This is a genomic window from Variovorax sp. Root473 (assembly GCF_001426505.1).
Classification (GTDB): domain Bacteria; phylum Pseudomonadota; class Gammaproteobacteria; order Burkholderiales; family Burkholderiaceae_C; genus Variovorax.
Genome location: NZ_LMEV01000016.1, coordinates 328,528 through 347,183, shown reverse-complemented (window position 1 = coordinate 347,183; position 18,656 = coordinate 328,528). Strand labels below are relative to the sequence as shown.

19 protein-coding genes and 2 pseudogenes are annotated in these 18,656 nt (G+C 68.6%); 14 read left to right on the top strand and 7 right to left on the bottom strand.

Features of this window, described 5'->3' with window-relative positions; all coding sequences use genetic code 11:
* Positions 1–2: 2 nt before the first annotated feature.
* The gene (locus tag ASD34_RS12920) at positions 3–1,742 is read left to right on the top strand and encodes an acyl-CoA dehydrogenase family protein (protein WP_056577925.1); all 1,740 of its coding nucleotides are present in this window, start codon (positions 3–5) and stop codon (positions 1,740–1,742) included.
* A gap of 36 nt (positions 1,743–1,778) precedes the next feature.
* Positions 1,779–2,273, top strand: coding sequence for a MarR family winged helix-turn-helix transcriptional regulator (locus tag ASD34_RS12915; protein ID WP_056577923.1), 495 nt, complete (start codon positions 1,779–1,781; stop codon positions 2,271–2,273).
* A 16-nt stretch (positions 2,274–2,289) separates the two neighbouring features.
* Here ASD34_RS12915 and ASD34_RS12910 read toward each other — a convergent pair whose 3' ends face one another.
* Positions 2,290–2,943 (bottom strand): TetR/AcrR family transcriptional regulator, encoded by a 654-nt coding sequence (locus ASD34_RS12910; RefSeq protein ID WP_056577921.1) that lies wholly within the window; start codon positions 2,941–2,943, stop codon positions 2,290–2,292.
* Positions 2,944–3,064: 121 nt separating this feature from the next.
* Here ASD34_RS12910 and ASD34_RS12905 point away from each other — a divergent pair, with 121 nt between their 5' ends.
* The 5 genes and pseudogenes from ASD34_RS12905 to ASD34_RS12890 all read left to right on the top strand — a co-directional run bounded on the left by ASD34_RS12905 (position 3,065) and on the right by ASD34_RS12890 (position 5,897).
* Positions 3,065–3,505 (top strand): VOC family protein, encoded by a 441-nt coding sequence (locus ASD34_RS12905; RefSeq protein WP_056577919.1) that lies wholly within the window; start codon positions 3,065–3,067, stop codon positions 3,503–3,505.
* Between the two features lie 52 nt (positions 3,506–3,557).
* Positions 3,558–3,977, top strand: coding sequence for a VOC family protein (locus ASD34_RS12900; protein ID WP_056577917.1), 420 nt, complete (start codon positions 3,558–3,560; stop codon positions 3,975–3,977).
* Positions 3,978–4,026: 49 nt separating this feature from the next.
* Positions 4,027–4,989: pseudogene (locus ASD34_RS12895) on the top strand (MFS transporter); the annotation flags it as partial.
* Position 4,990: 1 nt separating this feature from the next.
* Positions 4,991–5,470: pseudogene (locus ASD34_RS28175) on the top strand (MFS transporter); the annotation flags it as partial.
* 67 nt (positions 5,471–5,537) lie between these two features.
* Positions 5,538–5,897 (top strand): DUF1428 domain-containing protein, encoded by a 360-nt coding sequence (locus ASD34_RS12890; RefSeq protein ID WP_056577915.1) that lies wholly within the window; start codon positions 5,538–5,540, stop codon positions 5,895–5,897.
* 6 nt (positions 5,898–5,903) lie between these two features.
* On the opposite strand, the gene ASD34_RS12885 is transcribed toward ASD34_RS12890, so the two are convergent.
* The gene (locus tag ASD34_RS12885; RefSeq protein ID WP_056577914.1) at positions 5,904–6,662 is read right to left on the bottom strand and encodes a sulfite exporter TauE/SafE family protein; all 759 of its coding nucleotides are present in this window, start codon (positions 6,660–6,662) and stop codon (positions 5,904–5,906) included.
* 238 nt (positions 6,663–6,900) lie between these two features.
* Here ASD34_RS12885 and ASD34_RS12880 point away from each other — a divergent pair, with 238 nt between their 5' ends.
* Positions 6,901–7,374 (top strand): DoxX family protein, encoded by a 474-nt coding sequence (locus ASD34_RS12880; protein WP_056577912.1) that lies wholly within the window; start codon positions 6,901–6,903, stop codon positions 7,372–7,374.
* A gap of 15 nt (positions 7,375–7,389) precedes the next feature.
* Here the strand turns inward: ASD34_RS12880 and ASD34_RS12875 are convergent, their stop codons facing one another.
* The gene (locus ASD34_RS12875) at positions 7,390–8,103 is read right to left on the bottom strand and encodes a Crp/Fnr family transcriptional regulator (RefSeq protein WP_056578076.1); all 714 of its coding nucleotides are present in this window, start codon (positions 8,101–8,103) and stop codon (positions 7,390–7,392) included.
* A gap of 55 nt (positions 8,104–8,158) precedes the next feature.
* Between ASD34_RS12875 and ASD34_RS12870 the strand changes: the two genes are divergently transcribed.
* Together ASD34_RS12870 and ASD34_RS12865 are read left to right on the top strand one after the other, a co-directional pair.
* Positions 8,159–9,817 (top strand): adenylate/guanylate cyclase domain-containing protein, encoded by a 1,659-nt coding sequence (locus ASD34_RS12870; protein ID WP_056577909.1) that lies wholly within the window; start codon positions 8,159–8,161, stop codon positions 9,815–9,817.
* Between the two features lie 118 nt (positions 9,818–9,935).
* Positions 9,936–10,283 carry a hypothetical protein gene (locus tag ASD34_RS12865; RefSeq protein WP_056577907.1) on the top strand — a complete coding sequence of 116 codons (348 nt, stop codon included), beginning with the start codon at positions 9,936–9,938 and terminating at the stop codon, positions 10,281–10,283.
* 4 nt (positions 10,284–10,287) lie between these two features.
* Here the strand turns inward: ASD34_RS12865 and rtcA are convergent, their stop codons facing one another.
* From rtcA to ASD34_RS12845, 4 genes are read right to left on the bottom strand one after another with little or no spacing between them, the layout of a single operon-like run.
* Positions 10,288–11,388 (bottom strand): RNA 3'-terminal phosphate cyclase, encoded by a 1,101-nt coding sequence (gene rtcA / locus ASD34_RS12860; protein WP_056577905.1) that lies wholly within the window; start codon positions 11,386–11,388, stop codon positions 10,288–10,290.
* Between the two features lie 23 nt (positions 11,389–11,411).
* Positions 11,412–11,765, bottom strand: a complete 354-nt coding sequence (locus tag ASD34_RS12855) for a zinc-ribbon domain-containing protein (RefSeq protein WP_056577903.1) — start codon at positions 11,763–11,765, stop codon at positions 11,412–11,414.
* Between the two features lie 53 nt (positions 11,766–11,818).
* Positions 11,819–13,048 carry an RtcB family protein gene (locus ASD34_RS12850; RefSeq protein WP_056577901.1) on the bottom strand — a complete coding sequence of 410 codons (1,230 nt, stop codon included), beginning with the start codon at positions 13,046–13,048 and terminating at the stop codon, positions 11,819–11,821.
* 48 nt (positions 13,049–13,096) lie between these two features.
* Positions 13,097–14,248, bottom strand: a complete 1,152-nt coding sequence (locus tag ASD34_RS12845; RefSeq protein WP_056577899.1) for a slipin family protein — start codon at positions 14,246–14,248, stop codon at positions 13,097–13,099.
* A 678-nt stretch (positions 14,249–14,926) separates the two neighbouring features.
* Here ASD34_RS12845 and rtcR point away from each other — a divergent pair.
* Genes rtcR through ASD34_RS12825 form a run of 4 tightly spaced genes read left to right on the top strand, consistent with a single transcriptional unit; the run spans position 14,927 to position 18,655 of the window.
* Entirely contained in the window at positions 14,927–16,546 is a 1,620-nt protein-coding gene (gene rtcR / locus ASD34_RS12840) for an RNA repair transcriptional activator RtcR (RefSeq protein WP_056577897.1), read from the top strand.
* Positions 16,547–16,569: 23 nt separating this feature from the next.
* Positions 16,570–17,109 (top strand): 2'-5' RNA ligase family protein, encoded by a 540-nt coding sequence (locus ASD34_RS12835; RefSeq protein ID WP_056577895.1) that lies wholly within the window; start codon positions 16,570–16,572, stop codon positions 17,107–17,109.
* Positions 17,106–17,708 carry a hypothetical protein gene (locus ASD34_RS12830; RefSeq protein WP_056577893.1) on the top strand — a complete coding sequence of 201 codons (603 nt, stop codon included), beginning with the start codon at positions 17,106–17,108 and terminating at the stop codon, positions 17,706–17,708. Before ASD34_RS12835 ends, ASD34_RS12830 begins: the two co-directional genes overlap by 4 nt.
* Entirely contained in the window at positions 17,705–18,655 is a 951-nt protein-coding gene (locus ASD34_RS12825) for an ornithine cyclodeaminase family protein (RefSeq protein ID WP_056577891.1), read from the top strand. The genes ASD34_RS12830 and ASD34_RS12825 overlap by 4 nt, the downstream gene beginning before the upstream one ends.
* Position 18,656 lies beyond the last annotated feature (1 nt).

The following is an 18,656-nucleotide window of genomic DNA, read 5'->3' as shown; positions in this document are numbered from 1 at the left end:
CGATGCACTACCAGCCCCGCCCCGAAGACGTCCGCTTTCTCTTGAACGCGGTGCTCGATGCGCCGACGCGCCTGCGCGCACTCGCGCCTTTCTCGGAGGTCGACGAGGCGCTGCAGTCGCAGGTGCTCGAAGAAGCTGCACGATTCGTCGGCGAGGTGATCGCGCCGCTGAACCGCGAAGGCGACGAGGTGGGTTGCCGCTTCGACAACGGCGACGTCGTCACGCCACCGGGTTTTCGCGCGGCCTACCAGGCCTTCGTCGACGGCGGTTGGCCCTCTCTGTCGGCCTCCACCGAAGACGGCGGCCAGGGCTTGCCGGCGGTGCTCGAGGCCGTCGTCTACGAATGGCTCAGCGCCGCGAACCACGGCTTCACGATGGCGCCGGGGTTGCTGCACGGCGCGTACGCCTGCCTCAAGCACCACGGCGGCGAAGAACTGAAAAGCCGCTACCTGCAGAAGATCGCGACCGGCGAATGGCTCGCGACCATGTGCCTCACCGAAGCGCACGCCGGCAGCGACCTCGGCCAGGTGCGCACGCGCGCCACGGCGCAGGCCGACGGCAGCGTGCGCGTGAATGGCGGCAAGATCTTCATTTCAGGCGGCGAGCACGACCTCACGCCGAACATCGTGCACCTCGTGCTGTGCCGCCTGCCCGATGCACCGGCGGGTCCCAAGGGCCTGTCGCTCGCACTCGTGCCCAAGCTGCTGCCCGACGGTGCGCGCAACGCGGTGCACTGCGAACGCATCGAGGAAAAGATGGGCCTGCACGGCAGCCCGACCTGCACGATGCGCTTCGACGACGCCACGGGCTGGCTGGTCGGCGAACCCGGTCGCGGGCTGGCCGCGATGTTCGTGATGATGAATGCCGCGCGCCTGCACGTCGCGCTGCAGGGCATTGGCCTGCTCGACGCCGCGTGGCAGAAGGCCGATGCCTACGCCGCCGAGCGCCGCCAGATGCGCGCACCCGGCTCCGTGCCCGCGAGCCGTGGCAGCGAGGCGGCCGACCTGATCGCCGAGCACCCGGCCGTGCGCCGCATCCTCGACACGCAGCGCGCGTGGATCGACGGTTCGCGCGCGCTGGCCTACCGCAGCGCGCTGATGCTCGACATCGCCACGCACGACGCCGACCCCAAGGCGCGCGAACGCGCGCAGCGCTGGTGCGCGCTCGTCACGCCGGTGCTCAAGGCCGCCTGCACGCACCAGGCGTTCCATGGCGCGAGCGAATGCCTGCAGGTATTCGGCGGCCACGGCTACGTGCGCGAGTGGGGCGTGGAGCAGGTGGTGCGCGATGCGCGCGTGACCATGATCTACGAGGGCACCAACGAGATCCAGGCCATCGACCTGCTGGTGCGCAAGGTGCTGCCCGACGGCGGCGCGGCGCTGTCGGCCGTGCTGCTCGAATTGCGCGACACGCTCGACGCCTCCCGCGAGGTCGATGCCGACGTGCAGCGGCGGCTGGCGCAGCTGCGCTACCTCGGCACCACGGTGGCAATGGCGGCACACGCCAACCCCGTGCTGCCGTACGAGGTGGCCGACGACTTCCTGCGCGTGGTGATGCTCACGCTGATGGCGTGGGCCTGGGCCCGCATCGAGGTCGCCGCACCTGCCAATGCGGACCGCGTTCGCGCCGCGGCGGCCTTCCGGCGCTGGGTGCTGCCTGAATTCGAGATGCGGCTGGGCATCGTCAAGCGGGCTTGCGAGGGTGTCGCACTGGCGCATTCCGCACAAGAGGCGTCACGCTAGTTGTTCGGGAAAGCAACGCGCGGTTACGCTCGCCGCATGCCTCCTTCTCCCGCGAAAAAAACGTCCGCCAGGACCGACACCGCCGTCGCGCCGTCCACCCGGTCGGAGCGGCTCGACGCCCGCGTGCTCGAAGGGCTGGTCGGCTACAACGCCCGCCGCGCCTGGCTCATCGTGAGCACCGTGTTCGCCGACCGCATGGCGCCCTACGGCCTCAAGCAGATCGACTTCTCGGTGCTCTCCTTGCTGGCGCACAACCCGGGTGCCACGTCGCGGCAGCTGTGCAACACGCTGGACATCCTGCCGCCCAACCTCGTGAGCCTGGTGGCCGCGCTGGACAGCCGCGGCCTCATCGAGCGCCGGCCGCATCCGCACGACGGCCGTGCCGTCGGCCTGCACCTCACGCCGACCGGCGAGACACTCATTCGCGAGGCCGAGCTGGCCGTGGTGCAACTCGAGACCGAAGCCAGCAGTCGCCTCAGCGCGCGCGAGCGCGAGACGCTCATCAAGCTGCTGCAGAAGATCTATCTCTGAGAACTGAGCGCGGCCCTCACAGGCCGCGTTCCACCATGTCGATCAGCCGCTGCCCGAGCGCGTGCGTGGCCGGCGCGTCGACCCCGCGCAGCGGGCCATCGATGATGAGCAGCGCCAGCCCGTGCACCGCCGACCAGGCGAGGTATTCGGCGCCGGGACGCCGCGCGGGATCGAGCAGGCCCGCGTCCACCAGCCGGTCGACGGCCGCACCCAGCAGCTCGAACGGGTTCATGCCGCTGGCGCCCGCCCCGTCCGGGCCGACGTCGCCCTGCGCGTCTTCCGACACCACGAAGGCTGTGCGAAAGAGCCCCGGCTGCGCCTGCGCAAAGCGCAGGTAGGCGGTGCCGATGGCGCGCAACTGGGCGCGCGCGAAGTCGGCGGGCGGCTGGTCGCAGGGCAGCACGGCGAGCTCGCCTTCCATCGCCTGAGCCGCCTCCGACAGCGCCGCGGCGCGCACCGCCAGCAGCAGGTCGTGCCGGCTGGCGAAGTGGCGGTAGGCCGCATTCGGCACCACGCCCACGCGCCGCGTGGCCTCGCGCAGCACCACGGCACTGGGGCCGCCGTCCCGCGCCAGTTCGATGCCGGCATCCAGCAGCGCACGGCGCAGGTCGCCGTGGCGGTAGGTGCTGCGCGCGGGCGGCAGGCTTTCGGGAACGTTGTTGAGCTTCATCGCGACTCCATGTGGACACTGTCCATTATCTCTGCTATTCTTTGTGGACGGTGTACACAAAGTAATTCCATTGTTTTCGCCCAGACCCGTTGTGCCCGTAACCCACCCAAAAGGAAACGCCATGAAAGTCCAGTCTTACCTGTCCTTCGAAGGTCGTTGCGACGAAGCCATTGCCTTCTACAAAAAGGCGCTCGGCGCCGAAGTCGTGCAGCTGATGCGTTACAGCGAAGCGCCTGCAGACGGCACTGGAGGCAATGCGGACGCCGGGTGCGCCGGCGGCATGCCCAGCCCTGACAAAGTGATGCATTCGGTCTTGCGCATCGGCCAGACCGAACTCATGCTGTCCGATGGCCGCTGCTCGGGCCACGCGGAGTTCAAGGGAATCATGCTGTCGCTGTCGGCCGGCAACGACGCCGACGTCCGCAAGTGGTTCGACGCCCTGGCCGACGGCGGCCAGGTGATGCAGCCGCTGACGCCGACCTTCTTCACGACCAGCTTCGGCATGCTCAGCGACCGCTTCGGCGTGGGCTGGCTGCTGGTGGCAGATCCGGCCGTCGCGTGACGCGCGAGCCTGCTTTTTTGTTGACTCACCCTCTCAGATCCAAGGAACTCTCATGTCCCCCATCAACGCTTACCTCACGTTCGACGGCAATGCCGCCGAGGCCATGCGCTTCTACGAGAAGACGCTGCGCGGCACGATGCAGATGATGATGACCGTCGGCGAAGCGCCCGGCACCGAGCAGATGCCGGCCGATGCCAAGAATCGGATCATGCATGCGTCGCTCGCCTATGGCGACGGCCTGCTCATGGCTTCCGACAGCATGCCCGGCCAGCCCTACGAAGGCATGAAGGGCTTCGGCGTGGCGCTCACGCTCGACACCGTGGCCGAGGCGCGGCGCATCTTCGACGCCTTCGCCGACGGCGGCTCGATCGGCATGCCCTTCGAGAAGACCTTCTGGGTCGAAGGCTTCGGCATGGTGACCGACCGCTTCGGCACACCCTGGCTCATCAACGGCGGCAAGGCGCTGGTCTGAGCGGAGCCGCCCTTTTCTCACTTTCCTTTCTTCGCAGGAAGCACCTTCCATGACCGAAACCCTCGACAACCGAAAGCGCTGGCTCGCCCTGATGGTGCTGTGCCTGGGCGTGCTGATGATCGTGCTGGACACCACGATCGTGAACGTGGCGTTGCCTTCGATCCGCACCGACCTCGGCTTTTCCGAGACGTCATTGGTCTGGGTGGTGAACGCCTACATGCTGACCTTCGGCGGCTTCCTGCTGCTGGGCGGTCGGCTGGGTGACCTGTATGGCCACCGCCGCGTGTTCCTCGCGGGCCTGGTGCTGTTCACGCTGGCCTCGCTGGCCTGCGGGATCTCGACCTCGCAGGGCCTGCTGGTGGCGGCGCGCGCGGTGCAGGGCCTGGGCGGCGCGGTGGTGTCGGCCGTGTCGCTCTCGCTCATCATGAACCTGTTCACCGAGCCGGCCGACCGCGCCAAGGCGATGGGCGTGTACGGCTTCGTGTGCGCGGGCGGCGGCAGCATCGGCGTGCTGCTGGGCGGCCTGCTCACGAGCACGCTGAGCTGGCACTGGATCTTCCTGGTCAACCTGCCGATCGGCGTGGCGGTGTATGCGCTGTGCGTGGCGCTGCTGCCCAACGCACGCGGCCATGCGCACGGCGAGAAGCTCGACGTGGCCGGTGCCATCACCGTCACCGCGTCGCTGATGCTCGCCGTGTACGGCGTGGTCAACGGCAACGAAGCGGGCTGGGGCTCCACGCAGACCATCGCCCTGCTCGGCGCGGCCGTGGTGCTGCTGGCCACCTTCATCGCCATCGAGGCGCGCGTGAAGCATCCGCTGATGCCGCTGGGCCTGTTCAGGCTGCGCAGCGTGTCGGTGGCCAACGTGGTGGGCGTGCTGTGGGCCGCGGCCATGTTCGCGTGGTTCTTCATCTCGGCGCTGTACATGCAGCTGGTGCTGCAGTACACGCCGATGCAGATCGGGCTGGCCTTCCTGCCAGCCAACGTGATCATGGCGGTGTTCTCGCTGGGCNAAGCCGCTGGCGGCGGGCTTGTGGCTCGCGGCCATCGGGCTGGCGCTGTTCGCGCGCGCGCCGGTCAATAGCGGCTTCGTGCTCGACGTGCTGCCCGGCATGGTGCTGCTGGGCCTGGGCGCGGGCATGGCCTTCAACCCGGTGCTGCTGGCGGCCATGAGCGAGGTCGACCCGTCCGACTCGGGCCTGGCCTCGGGCGTGGTCAACACCGCCTTCATGATGGGCGGCGCCCTGGGCCTGGCCGTGCTGGCCAGCGCCGCGGCGGCACGCACCACTGCCATGGCCACCGCAGGCGCGCAGATGCCGCTGGCGCTCAACGGTGGCTACAACCTGGCATTCCTTGTCGGCGCCGTGTTCGCGGCGGCGGCGGGTCTGATCGGGGTCCTGCTGCTTCGCCCGGCCGCGCCGGGACACACCCAGAACAACAACAGCGAAGCAGCGTCGGCCCCGGGCGCGGCGGGCGAGACGGCGTCGTCGTGACGACGGCGCCATGCAGCCCCCGCTTTTCTTTCTGCAACGGTTCTACACACTCTTCAGGAGAACAGACATGGCTCGTTATGTGGACGGATTCATCGTCGCCATTCCCACCAAGAACGTCGAGGCCTATCGCAAGCTGGCGCGCAAGGCCGGCAAGGTCTGGATGGAGTACGGCGCGCTCGAGTACGTGGAGTGCATCGCCGACGACGTGAAGCCCGGCAAGCTCACCTCGTTCCCGCAAAGCGTGAAGCTCAAGGCCGACGAGACCGTGGCCTTCTCGTGGATCGTCTACAAATCGCGCAAGCACCGCGACACGATCAATGCCAAGGTGATGGCCGACCCGCGCATCGCCGCAATGGACCCGAAGACCATGCCGTTCGACGGCAAGCGGATGATCTTCGGCGGGTTCAAGAGCATCGTCGAACTCTGAACGTGCTCAGGCCAGGAAGCCGTCGTAGACGAGTTTCAGGCCTGTCAGCAGCATGCCCAGGTACACGAAGCGATAGAACCACGTCGCATCGATGCGGCGTGCAATGCGGATGCCGATCCACACGCCCAGCGGTGCGATCGGCATCAGCACGAGCGAGGTGGCCAGTGTGCGAAAGTCCAGCAGGCCGAGCCACGCGTAGGGAATCCACTTGCTGAGATTCACCACGAAGAAGAAGTAGGCCATCGTCGCCGTGAACACCACGGGCTTGAGCTTCAACGGAATCACGTAGGCATTGATCGGCGGGCCGCCCGCATGCGCGATGAAGCTGGTGAAGCCCGACACCGCCGTCAACACGGCGCCCACCGCGCGCGACGGCAGCGGGTCGTTGGGCTTGGGCGGAAACACCAGGCGCTGCGCCAAAAACACCAGCGTGAACACGCCCACGATGCCCGCCACCGTGTGGGCCGAGAGCACGCGAAACAGCAGCGTGCCGATCACCGTGCCGACCAGCCCGAACGGAATCAGGAACTTCAGCAGCGAACGGTCGAAGTCGCGCCGGAACGCGGCCAGGCCGAGCAGGTCCATGAGCAGCAGCAGCGGCATCAGGATCGCCGCCGCCTGCGGCACGGTGACGGCCAGCGCCATCATTGGCACGGCCAGCGACCCGAAACCGGCGCCGAAGCCGCTCTTGCTGATGCCGAGCAGCAGCACGGCGGGAACGGCGACCGCGTAGAACGACGGGTCGGTGATGAGGGGAAAAACCATGGGGAGCCAGCAGCGCAGAAAAAAGCCCGCCAGAGGCAGACGGGCCGGGGCGGAGCGTAGCAGGAAGCCGCAGTGCATGCCCGCTGCAGGCCGGGCTTCGCTTTCCAAGGGCGACCCGCATCAACCTGGAAAAAGTGTGCGTAAACGCACCGACACCCGCCGGACGGCTCGCCACACTGGCCCGGCACCGCCGCAGTCCGTGGCGGCTGTCCTCTCTTTTTCCCCTCAAGGATCCGCCATGAACACCCGGGCTGCCCCTCTCGCCTCTGCCGCTTCGGCGTCTTCCTCTTCGTCGTTCCTTGCCACGCCCGCCGCTCGCGACGACGCCGGCAAGCTGGTGCTGCGCGTGTCGGTCGGCGTGCTGATGCTGCTGCACGGCATCTTCAAGCTCTCGGCCGGCGTCGGCTTCATCGGCGGCATGCTGGCCAAGGCCGGGCTGCCAGGCGGGCTGGCCTACCTCGTGTTCGTGGGCGAGATCGTTGCGCCGCTGCTGATGATCGCGGGCGTCTGGACGCGCGCCGCCGCCGCGGTGGTCGTCATCAACATGCTCGTGGCCCTCGGCCTCGTGCACATGGCCGACCTGTTCGCGCTGACCAAGCAGGGCGGTTGGGCGCTGGAGCTGCAGGGCCTGTACCTGTTCGGCGCGCTGAGCGTGGCGCTGATGGGTGCCGGTCGCCTCAGCGTCGCCGGCCCGAACGGCCGCTGGAACTGATCGGACCGGAGCGGGTCAGTCCCCGCGCACCTGCGACACCATCTGCGCCAACCGCTCGGCGTCGGCCACGACCAGCGCCTTGCCGTCCTTGCGCAGCACGCCGCCGCGCACCAGCGTGTTGAGTTCGCGGGTCACCTGCTCGCGGTTGGTGCTGATCTGGCTGGCCAGCGCCGCGTGCTTGGGTGCGGGCTCCAGCCGGGCCTCGTTGCCGTCGATGCCCGCCTCGCGCGCCAAGCGCAGCAGCTCGGCGTGCAGGCGGTTCTGCACGCCCAGCGTGCTCAGGTCGATCACCCGTTCCGACAGCTGCCGCACCAGCGCGGCCAGGCGCTGCATCACGCGCTCGGCCACCAGCGGCTCTTCGCGCAGCAGCGCGAGGAAGGCGGCGCGGTCCAGGCTGGCGACCACGCAGGGTTCAAGCGTGATCACGTCGGCCGAGCGCGGCCCGCCATCGAGCGCCGCGATGTCGCCGAAATGCGCGCCGGCGTCCGAATCGCGGAAGGTCACCTGCCGGCCGTTGGCCGCGTAGGTCGTCACCCGCACGCGGCCTGACACCAGCAGGAACACCTCGCCCTGCAGGTCGGCGCGCAGCATCAGCGGCTTGCCGGCCGCCACGCTGTGCCACAGGCACTGGCGCGCCAGCTGGTCGAAGCGGTCGTCGGACAGGCCTTCGAGCAGCGCGATGCGGCGCAGCGCAAGGCTGGAGCGGGGGGTGGGTTCGGGGAGGGCCATGCCGGTGGTCATTGAGGCGCGCGCATTATGCTCGGGTGCCGCTTCGAACCCGTTCATGGACAGACGTTCCCCACCGCCCACTTTTTCACTGAGAACGCCGACACGGCGCAACCTCCGCTGGGCAAGCGGGCTGGTGCTGATGGCCTACATCACGGCGCACCTGCTGAACCATTCACTGGGCATCGTCTCCTTCGCCGCGGCCGAGACCGTGCTGCGCGGCGTGCAGAAGTTCTGGCACAGCCTGCCCGGCACGCTGCTGCTGTACGGCGCCGCCGCCACCCACCTCGTGCTCGCTGTGGCCGCGCTGTGGGAGCGCCGCACGCTGCGCATGCCGCCGCTCGAAGCCCTGCGCGTGCTGCTGGGCTTTGCGCTGCCGCTGCTGCTGGCCACCCACCTCACCGCGATGCGCGGCGCCTGGCTGGCCTACGGCATCGAGGGCTCGTACGTGCGCGTGGTCTGGGGCCTGTGGGACATGGCCGGCGCGGGCGCGCAGCTGGGCATGATGCTCGCCGCCTGGGTCCACGGCTGCCTCGGCCTGCACTTCGCGCTGCGCGTGCGCCCGCTCTACCGACGCCTGTTCGCGCCCCTGCTCGCCATCGCCGTGCTTTTGCCGGTGACCGCCGCGATGGGCTTCGTCTCGATGGGGCGCGAGTTCCAGTGGACCGGCGTGCCGCCCGTCACGCTGCCGACGCCCGACCAGGGCCGCGCGCTCAACACCGCCGAGACCAACCTCAAGCGCTACTACGCCTTGGCGCTGCTGGCCCTGCTCGCGGCCTACGCAGCGCGCAGCCGTTTGTCCCGACGCCCCAACGGCGCCACCGTCGCGCTGCGCTACCCCGACCGCACCGTGCACGTGCCGCCCGGCTGGAGCGTGCTCGAAGCCAGCCGCTCGCACGGCATCGCGCACGTGTCGATCTGCGGCGGGCGCGCGCGCTGCTCCACGTGCCGCGTGCGCGTGAGCGGTGCGCCCGAACACATCGGCACGCCGGGCCGCGACGAGCAGCGCACGCTCGAACGCGTGCGCGCCCCGCACGACGTGCGGCTGGCCTGCCAGCTGCGCCCGCGCGGCAGCATCGAGGTGACGCCGCTGTTCGCACCGCTGCCGCGCGAGGGCCGGCCCGCGCCGGTCGGCCGCTTTGGGCACGAACGCGACGTGGCGATTTTGTTTGTCGACCTGCGGCGCTGGTCGGGCCTGTCGGAGCGGCAGTGGCCCTTCGACCTCGCCTACGTGCTCGACCGCTACTTCGCCATCTTGGGCGCCGCCGTGCGCGAGAGTGGCGGCGTGCCCAACCAGTTCATCGGCGACAGCGTGATGGCCATCTTCGGCCTCGAATGCGACCTGCCCACCGCCTGCCGGCAGGCCCTGCGCGCCACCCGACTCATCGGCGAGCGCATGGACGCGTGGAACGTCGACTTCCTGGCCCAGTTCGGCCAGCACCTGGACTTCGGCATGGGCCTGCACGCCGGGCGCGCGGCCGTGGGCGAGGTCGGCTACCTCGAAACCACCACCTTCACCGCCATCGGCGAGGTGGTCAACACCGCGAGCCGCCTGCAGGACCATTCGAAGACCGCTTCGGCGCGGCTCGTGGTCTCGCAGTTCGCAGCGCAGCAGGCCGACGCCGAAGACACGCTCGGGCCGGTCGACACGCTGGACGTGCGCGGGCGCTCCGAGCCGCTGGCCGTGATGTATTCGCGCGCTGCAAAAACACCCTGAGCGTCAGCTGCCGGATTCGGTGCGCAAACGCACAGCGCCTTCCGCGATGCGGTTTCACACTGCAGCTTGTGGCAACGACGACTGTCCGCCGCCCACAGACTCAAAGGGAAAACGCATCATGAACAGCAAGCAACTCCTCGCCATTTCCGCCGCCGCTTTCGCCCTGCTGGGCACCGCCGGTGCAGCCCACGCCGAAACCTACGAAGGCGTGCACGCCATCACCTCGGCCGCCAGCCGCGCCGACGTGCGCACCGAAGCCGTCGCCGCCGCGCGCAATGGCAACGAATACTCCGACGCCGCCGCCGAAGGCACCGTGGCCGTGACCTCCACCGTCGACCGTCAGGCGGTTCACAGCCAAGCCGTGGCAACTGCCCACGCTCCGGGCCAGAACCTGAAGCGCGAAGCCTTCGTCGGCAGCGTGATTCCCGCGCAAGCCCGCGAACTCACGCGCCAGGCCGGCCTGTAATCCATCACGACGCCACCTGCACCCGCGCCGCGCGCGGGCCCGCAGCGTCGGTGATCGTGAAGCGCACCGGCAGGAAGCGCTCGATCACCTCGCAGTTCGTGCGCGTGTGGGGCGTCACTTCGCTGCAGGTGAACGCGGCTGACCGCCCCGGTTGCCGGAACACCGCCAGCGCCAGCAGCAGCGCGAGCTGGTCGGCCAGGTGCGGGCCCACGGCCGCGTCCTCGTGCTTCTGGAACGCGCGCACCTCCTTCACGAGGCCGTGCGCCACCTGTTCCGCGCTCAACGTCTTTTCGCCGAAGGCCGTGAACACCTCGGTGAGGTGCGCGTAGGCCAGCGTCACCAGCAGCGCATTGCCCGGACCCTCGTTCTGGCGCGTCGGCACCGTGCGCAGCTGCTCGGCTTGCGCCGACCAGCCCATCGCCGCGCCCACCGTTTCGAGTTCGCGCGTCGCCACATGGCGCGGCAGGCCGGGCGCCAGACACTCCGCATGGCCTTCGCGCAGCTCGCCACGCGACAGCAGGTCGAAGGCCTGCAGCCGCGCACATTCCGCCGCCGGCACGATCGTCGCGTCGACCTCGCCACCGCCGGCCGGATAGAAACCGCAGCGACGCAGCACGAGCTGCAGATCGCCGCCAAGGCGACGCACCAGCGGCGCGAACGCACGCTCCAGGAAATGGAACGGCGGCGCCATCGGGTTGTGCGTGCCCCCGCTCAGCCGCAGCCGGCTCACCTGGCCCGCAGGTTGCAGCAGCAGCGGGGGCAGCACGGTCTGCAGCACCAGCATGCAGCTGCCCGCGCCGGCGATCGCGAAACGGTAGTCGCCCGCGCGCACCGGCCCCGGCGCGAAGCGCAGCGACTGCGAGCCCAGCTCCGCACCCTCGACCTGCGCGCCGCTGATCTGCGCCGCCGCGTGCACGCACGCCAGGTGCTGGCGCATCAGGCCCGGCTTGGCGCGGCCCGCGCGGATCTTCGCGATGGCCAGCGGCCGGCCCGTGACCATCGACAGCGCGAGGCCGGTGCGCAGAATCTGTCCGCCGCCTTCGCCTTGGGAGCCGTCGAGTTCGACGACACTTGGTTCTCGTTGTTCTTGTTGTGCTTCCGTCATCGGGACACGTCTTTCTTTACTGTTCAGTCGTTTGTCGTTGTTCTCGTTCGCGACGTTCCAAGCCGGCACGCGCGACACCGCACCGCCGTGCTGTGGATGCTGCCAAGCGCCACCTCGTACCACCACTTCTGCTGCTTGGCCGTCCACACCTCTTGCGCACCGCAATCGCGGCAGGTGAAGGCCTTGTCAACGTAGAAGGTGGGCAGCGGGCCGTAGGTGTTGTTGTGCGCGGCGAGCAAGGCCGTGTCAGCGGCGACCATGCCTTCGGCGCGCGGCAGGCGTGCATCGACTTGCTGCCGCTGCAAGGCCACGGCGCGCGCGGCGCGTTCGAGGCGATGCGCCTTGATCTCGGCGCGGCGTTGCTTGTTGCTTTTCATGGCCTTTCCTTCCTCTCTGACGGTCGGCCGAAGCACACCGCAACGGCCGATGCCTAACCTTTCACACACACCACCTGCTTGAGCGTGTAAACCACCTCCACCAGGTCCTTCTGCGCCGCCATCACCGCGTCGATGTCCTTGTAGGCCATCGGAATTTCGTCGATCACGTCGGCGTCCTTGCGGCATTCGACGCCTTCGGTCGCGGCGATCTGGTCGGCGATGGTGAAGAGCTTCTTGGCCTTGGTACGGCTCATCTTTCGACCGGCGCCGTGGCTGCAGCTCATGAAGCTCTCGGGGTTGCCCTTGCCGCGCACGATGTAGCTCTTGGCGCCCATGCTGCCGGGGATGATCCCCAGCTCGCCGGCCTTCGCACTCACCGCGCCCTTGCGGGTCACGAGCACGTCTTCGCCGAAGTGCGTCTCGCGGCTCACGTAGTTGTGGTGGCAGTTCACCGCTTCCACGTGCGCCTCGAACGGCTTGGCGATGACCTTGCGCGCCGCCGCGACCACGCGCTGCATCATCACCTCGCGGTTCGCACGCGCGAACTTCTGGGCCCAGCCCACCGCGCGCACGTAGTCACCGAAGTACTGGGCGCCTTCTTCGAAGTACGCCAGGTCTTGATCAGGCAGGTTGCGCTGGTGCAGCTGCGCGTCCTTCTTCGCGAGTTCGATGAAGTGCGTGCCGATGGCATTGCCCACGCCACGCGAACCCGAGTGCAGCATGAACCACACGGCGCCCGCTTCGTCCAGGCACACCTCGATGAAGTGGTTGCCCGTACCGAGCGTTCCCAGGTGCTTGTGGTTGTTCGTGTTCTTGATGCGCGGGTAGTCCTCGCAGATCAGGTCGAACTCATCCACCAGCTGGGCCCAGGCGGCGTCGGTTTCGTCGGGCGGCGTTTCCCACGAACCCTTGTCGCGGCCCATGCGCTTGGGGTTGCTTCCGTGCGGCACGGCCTTCTCGATCGCCGAGCGCAGCGGGCCCAGGTTGTCGGGCAGGTCGCGCGCGTTGAGCGTGGTCTTGCAGGCCATCATTCCGCAGCCGATGTCCACGCCGACGGCGGCGGGGATGATGGCCTTGAAGGTCGGGATCACCGAACCCACGGTCGCGCCGATGCCGTAGTGCACGTCGGGCATGGCCGCGATGTGCTTGAACACGATGGGCAGGCGCGCGGCGTTCTCGAGCTGCTTCTGCGCTTCGTCTTCCACGGGCACGCCGTTCGTCCACATCTTCACGGGGACGCCGTTGGGGACTTCATGCAGTTTGTAGTTGGTCTTTTGTTCCATTTTTCTTTCCTTCTGTTTTCCTCTCTGCGAGTTTCTTGCTTTCAGCGCTCAGGAACCGTTCGGCCGCAGCGTCACGAGTCCGTTGAGCACCTGGTCCAGGCCGCCGACCACCGAGATCTTGTCGATGCGCTCGGCCACGCGCTCCAGCGTCTCGAGTTCCTTCATGCGCAAGGCGACGGGGTTGCCCTCCATCACCTTCGCGGTGTTCAGCAGCGAGCGCGTGGCCGCGGTTTCCTCGCGACGGCGGATCACGTTGGCCTGGGCCGACTTCTCGGCCTCCACCACCTGCGCGAGGATGGTCTTCATCTCGCCCGGCAGGATGATGTCCTTCACGCCCACGCTCTCCAGCGCCACGCCCGAACCCTCGAGCCGCTCTCGCACCTGCGCCAGCACCGTCTGGTCGATGGCCGACTTGTTCTCCAGCAGTGCGTCGAGCGTCTGCTCGCCCACCGCCGCGCGCAGGCCGAACTGCAGCTCGCGGTACACATGCTCGGCCGGCTTGGGCATCTGCGCCAGGGCCTGGCGCACATCGGCGAAACGCCACACCGCCGACAGGTTCAGCCGCAGCCCCACCTTGTCGCGGGTCAGTATTTCCTGGCCGCTCACTTCGGCAATCTGCGAGCGCAGGTCCACGCTCGTCACGGCCACCTGCCGGTTGAAGCGCCAGAAGCCGTGGTTGCCCGGCGGCAGCAGCGCCTGCATCTGGCCTTCAAGCGTGAGCACGCCGGCATGGAACTCGGGTACCTGCACCAGCAGCACGCCTTCGAGCCCCTGCACCGCACGCGGACGCAGCGCCACGCTCTGCAGCTTGGCCAGCAACTCGGCCGGCAGGCGTGCATCGGCGGCCACATCGATCACGTCGATGCGCTGCTCGCGCAGGCCGCGCCAGTAGAGCTTGCGGGTGGCGGGAGGCAGGATCTGCACCAGCACGCCGTCTTCATGCCGCAGGCCGACCTCGGTCTCGCCCAGCGACACCTGCACGAACTCGCGCTGCACCAGTTCCGGCTCGCGCGCCAGGAAGTAGTCGGCCAGCTCGTGGTCGAAGGCCGGCTCGGCCAGCGAGAAGCGCTCGAGCTGCACGGTGTCGAAGCCGGTGAACACGCGGTGCTTGCCAGCGGCGTACAGCCCGTCGAAATCGCCATTGCGCAGCAGCAGCACGCGTTCGTTCTTCTTCACGGTGAATTGGGTGAATCCCAGCATTTTTTCTTCCTCTCTTTTCTTCTTCGTTGCGGTTGTCGTTCGTCTACGTTTCGTGTCGGGCCCCACGAAGGGCAGGCGGCGGGCACCGTGGTTTGCGAGGTCAGCAACACAGCGCTCGACGGGTCGGTGCGGTGGCTGCGCCATCGCCTCCTTCTGCGTCGATGGCTGCATGCGGTTCCTTGCAGAACGCGCGATGCGCAAGCCGCCTGCACTGACACGGTGTCGCTCGGCCGGGCCCTGCCCTGCGCCTTGCTCCGGTGTGCCGGGGCGGTGGGGCTTTCGCCCCCATCAAAGCGGCGGTGCGAACACCGCCGAAGGTTGTTTGCGGGAATCGAACCCGCCACGCCGCGTGGTTAGCACGGTGCTCCACCATGAGCAGACTGGAACAAGTCCAGTGACCAACGCAGCTCACCAGCGGCATACCGCGGACCCAAGAGCAGGTCTGGCCTGCGGTACCGGGCCGCTGTGATGCGGCACCTGGGAGCGGATGAACTGCATCCGGACCCTTTCTCTATTGCAGCGAGCGTGCCAACTTCGAATCTGTCGGGCACAAAACTTGGCATCGGCGACGCAAGTTATTGAATAAAAAGGGAAATTTCTTCTTCTCTGCGTGTGACACGGTCCCCACACCTTGCTAGCATTCGGATAATTTCTAGAAATTCAGCTAGTCTTTTATCCATGAAACCCATCGTCGTCATCGGTTTCCTCGGCACCCAGCTCGACGCCGGGCAGGGCGCGGGCCGCTGGAACAAGTGGCGGCCCACGGTCTCGCTCGCGCAGCACGACGACATGGTCGTGGCACGCATCGAGCTGCTGCACACGCGCAAGCACACGGCGCTGGCCGAGGTGGTGAAGGCCGACATCGCCGCCGTGTCGCCCGAGACCACCGTCAACCTCGTGCCCTTCGACCTCGAAGACCCGTGGGACTTCGGCGAGGTCTACACGCGCCTGTACGACTGGGCGCGCGCCTACCCCTTCCAGCCCGAGCGCGAGCAGTACTGGACGCACATCACCACCGGCACGCACGTGGCGCAGATCTGCATGTTCCTGCTGTCGGAATCGCGCGTGGTGCCGGGCGTGCTGGCCCAGACCTCGCCGCCGCGCAAGCAGCGCCAGGGCGACGCCGGCAAGGTCGCGCTGATCGACCTCGACCTGTCGCGCTACGACCCGATCGCGCGCCGCTTCGATGCCGACCAGCGCGACGCGGTCGCGTTCTTGAAGAGCGGCATCGCCACGCGCAACGCGCGCTTCAACGCGCTCATCGACGAGATCGAGCGCGTGGCCGTGCGCTCGCGCGCGCCGATCCTGCTGGTGGGGCCGACGGGCGCGGGCAAGTCGTTCCTGGCGCGCCGCATGTTCGAGCTGAAGCAGGCGCGCCACCAGGTGACGGGGTCGTTCGTCGAAGTGAACTGCGCCACGCTGCGCGGCGACGGTGCAGCTTCCACGCTGTTCGGGCACAGGAAGGGCGCATTCACCGGCGCGGCGAGCGACCGCGCGGGGCTGCTGCGCACCGCGCACCAGGGCGCGCTGTTCCTCGACGAGATCGGCGAGCTGGGCCTGGACGAACAGGCCATGCTGCTCAAGGCCATCGAGGAAAAGCGCTTCTTCCCCGTGGGCGCCGACAAGGAAGTGGAAAGCGACTTCCAGCTGATCGCCGGCACCCACCGCGACCTGCGCCGCGACGTGGCGCAGGGGCGCTTTCGCGAAGACCTGTTCGCGCGCATCAACCTCTGGACCTACGACCTGCCCGGCCTCGCGCAGCGGCCCGAGGACATCGAGCCCAACCTCGACCACCTGCTGGCCCTGCACGCGGCCGAGAACCACCGCGTGGTGCGCTTCAACGCCGAGGCGCGCACGGCCTACCTGCGCTTTGCGCAGAGCCCCGAGGCGATCTGGCGCGGCAACTTCCGCGATCTGTCGGCGAGCGTGACGCGGCTCGCGACGCTGGCCGACGGCGGGCGCATCGCGGTCGCGCTGGTCGAGGCGGAGATCGCGCGGCTGCGCTGGCTGTGGAAGCACGAGGGCACGGGCGCTTCAGTGGCGGCGGACGATGAGGTCGACCTGGAAGCCCTGCTCGGCGAAGAAAAATTCGCCGCGCTCGACCTGTTCGACCGCCTGCAGCTCGAAGCGGTGGTGCGTGTGTGCCGGCCGGCGCGCAGCTTGTCGGAGGCGGGGCGCCAGCTGTTCCAGGCCTCGCGGACGCAGCGCAGCGTGGTGAACGATGCGGACCGGCTGCGCAAGTACCTGGCCAAGATGGGGCTGGACTGGGCACGCGTTTCAGCCGATGCGCGCCCCTGAGGGTGTGGGCTATCCTCCGCCCGATGCCCCTCTCCGCCTTCGTTGTAAAGGTCCCGGCGGCCGAGTCGATCGCCGCAGACCTTCGCCGCCGTTTCGATCCCAGCGTAGCGCTCGGCGTGCCCGCCCACATCACGCTGCTCGTGCCTTTCATGGACCCCGCGCTGATCACCAGCGAGGTGCTCGCCCGCGCGCGGCGGGTATTGCAACGCACGGCGCCGTTCTCGTTCGTGCTCGGCAAGGTCGGACGCTTTCCCGAGACTGCGTACCTGGCGCCGGAACCCGCCGCGCCGTTCATCGCGATGACGCGTGCGCTGGCGAAGGAGTTTCCCGAGTTCCCGCCCTATGACGGCGCGCATGACGACATCGTTGCGCATCTGTCGGTGGCGCATGGCAACGCGCTGCATGCGCAGGAGGCGGCCATCGAACTGCAGGCGCGGCTGCTTGCGTCGGGGCCGGTGCAGGCGCGCTGCACGGAGATCGCGCTCATCGAGAACACATCGGGGCAATGGATGGACATGCATGTCTTCCCCCTCACCGACCCCGCGACGAGTCTTCGCTCATGACCGAGATCTACATCAGCACCGACGTCGAAACCGACGGCCCCATCCCCGGTCCGCATTCGATGCTCAGCTTCGGCTCGGCCGCCTACACGGCCGACAAGCAGCTGGTGGCCACCTTCAGCGCCAACCTGCACACGCTGCCCGGCGCCAAGGCCGACCCCAAGACGGCCGCCTGGTGGCAGACCCAGCCCGAGGCCTGGGCCGCGTGCCGCACCGACCTGCAGGACCCGGCGCATGCGATGAAGCACTACGTCGCGTGGCTCAAGGGCCTGAAGGCGCGGCCGGTGTTCGTGGCGTACCCGGCGGGCTTCGACTTCCTGTTCGTCTACTGGTACCTGATGCGCTTCGCGGGCGAGAGCCCGTTCAGCCATTCGGCGCTCGACATGAAGAGCTTCGCGATGGCCCTGCTGAAGATCGGCTACCGCGACAGCACCAAGCGCGCGATGCCGCGCCGCTGGTTCGACGCCGGGCTGCCGCACACCCATGTGGCGCTGGACGACGCCATCGAGCAAGGCGCGCTCTTCTGCAACATGCTCGCCGAAAGCCGGCAGGCCCTCACCACCTTCTTCGACAGCGCGCCGTCGCTGCCCTCCCGCCCATGAAACATTTCGACGAAGCCGCCACCGGCGCACCCCTGGGTTTCGAGCGGCTCGTGCCCGCGCTGCGCGCGGCCTTCGCGTCCGAGGCGCAGGTGCCGCCGCGTCACGTGCACAGCATCGAGACGGGCGGCGACGCGGCCACGCGCGGCACGGTGTTGATCATGCCGGCGTGGAGCGACGCGGGCTTCCTGGGCATCAAGACGATCAACATCTTTCCGGGCAACGGCGCGCGCGGCCTGCCCGGCCTGCACGCGACCTACGTGCTGTACGACGCGCGCACCGGCGTGCCGCTGGCGATGATGGACGGCAACGAGATCACCGCGCGGCGCACGGCGGCCGCGTCGGCGCTCGGCGCCTCGTTCCTGGCGCGCACCAACGCGCGCAAGCTGCTGGTGCTGGGCACCGGCCGCATCGCGCGCATGCTGCCCGCCGCGCACGCGAGCGTGCGCCCCATCGACGAGGTGCAGGTGTGGAACCACAGGCCCGAAGGCGCGCAGGCGCTGGCCGAGCAATGGCGCAGTGAAGGATGGAATGCGCAAGCAGTCGGCACCGACCTCGAAGCGGCCGTGCGCAGTGCCGACATCGTGAGCTGCGCGACGCTGGCGACCACGCCGCTGGTGCGCGGGGAATGGCTCGCACCGGGCGCGCATCTCGACCTGATCGGCAGCTTCACGCCCGCGATGCGCGAGGCCGATGTGCAATGCTTCGACGGCACGCGCACCTTCATCGACACGCCCGAGGCGCTGCAGAAGGCCGGCGATCTGCTCGACGCGATCGCCGCCGGCACGTTGCGCGCCGACGCGGTGCAGGGCACGCTCGCCGAGCTGTGCCGCGGCGCGCGGCCCGGGCGCACCAACGACACCGAGCGCACCGTGTTCAAGGCCGTGGGCAGCGCGCTCGAAGACCTGAGCGCAGCGACGCTCGTGTGGCAGGCAGACGCGAACCGCTGAG

What these genes read in the sequence shown, in the direction of transcription:
- ASD34_RS12850 (WP_056577901.1), bottom strand. Translation starts at nt 13,048, where the DNA reads ATGGAACAAAAGACCAACTACAAACTGCATGAAGTCCCCAACGGCGTC.
- ASD34_RS12890 (WP_056577915.1), top strand. Translation starts at nt 5,538, where the DNA reads ATGGCTCGTTATGTGGACGGATTCATCGTCGCCATTCCCACCAAGAAC.
- ASD34_RS12855 (WP_056577903.1), bottom strand. Translation starts at nt 11,765, where the DNA reads ATGAAAAGCAACAAGCAACGCCGCGCCGAGATCAAGGCGCATCGCCTC.
- rtcR (WP_056577897.1), top strand. Translation starts at nt 14,927, where the DNA reads ATGAAACCCATCGTCGTCATCGGTTTCCTCGGCACCCAGCTCGACGCC.
- ASD34_RS12875 (WP_056578076.1), bottom strand. Translation starts at nt 8,103, where the DNA reads ATGGCCCTCCCCGAACCCACCCCCCGCTCCAGCCTTGCGCTGCGCCGC.
- ASD34_RS12880 (WP_056577912.1), top strand. Translation starts at nt 6,901, where the DNA reads ATGAACACCCGGGCTGCCCCTCTCGCCTCTGCCGCTTCGGCGTCTTCC.
- rtcA (WP_056577905.1), bottom strand. Translation starts at nt 11,388, where the DNA reads ATGACGGAAGCACAACAAGAACAACGAGAACCAAGTGTCGTCGAACTC.
- ASD34_RS12825 (WP_056577891.1), top strand. Translation starts at nt 17,705, where the DNA reads ATGAAACATTTCGACGAAGCCGCCACCGGCGCACCCCTGGGTTTCGAG.
- ASD34_RS12910 (WP_056577921.1), bottom strand. Translation starts at nt 2,943, where the DNA reads ATGAAGCTCAACAACGTTCCCGAAAGCCTGCCGCCCGCGCGCAGCACC.
- ASD34_RS12830 (WP_056577893.1), top strand. Translation starts at nt 17,106, where the DNA reads ATGACCGAGATCTACATCAGCACCGACGTCGAAACCGACGGCCCCATC.
- ASD34_RS12905 (WP_056577919.1), top strand. Translation starts at nt 3,065, where the DNA reads ATGAAAGTCCAGTCTTACCTGTCCTTCGAAGGTCGTTGCGACGAAGCC.
- ASD34_RS12835 (WP_056577895.1), top strand. Translation starts at nt 16,570, where the DNA reads ATGCCCCTCTCCGCCTTCGTTGTAAAGGTCCCGGCGGCCGAGTCGATC.
- ASD34_RS12900 (WP_056577917.1), top strand. Translation starts at nt 3,558, where the DNA reads ATGTCCCCCATCAACGCTTACCTCACGTTCGACGGCAATGCCGCCGAG.
- ASD34_RS12845 (WP_056577899.1), bottom strand. Translation starts at nt 14,248, where the DNA reads ATGCTGGGATTCACCCAATTCACCGTGAAGAAGAACGAACGCGTGCTG.
- ASD34_RS12870 (WP_056577909.1), top strand. Translation starts at nt 8,159, where the DNA reads ATGGACAGACGTTCCCCACCGCCCACTTTTTCACTGAGAACGCCGACA.
- ASD34_RS12915 (WP_056577923.1), top strand. Translation starts at nt 1,779, where the DNA reads ATGCCTCCTTCTCCCGCGAAAAAAACGTCCGCCAGGACCGACACCGCC.
- ASD34_RS12865 (WP_056577907.1), top strand. Translation starts at nt 9,936, where the DNA reads ATGAACAGCAAGCAACTCCTCGCCATTTCCGCCGCCGCTTTCGCCCTG.
- ASD34_RS12885 (WP_056577914.1), bottom strand. Translation starts at nt 6,662, where the DNA reads ATGGTTTTTCCCCTCATCACCGACCCGTCGTTCTACGCGGTCGCCGTT.
- ASD34_RS12920 (WP_056577925.1), top strand. Translation starts at nt 3, where the DNA reads ATGCACTACCAGCCCCGCCCCGAAGACGTCCGCTTTCTCTTGAACGCG.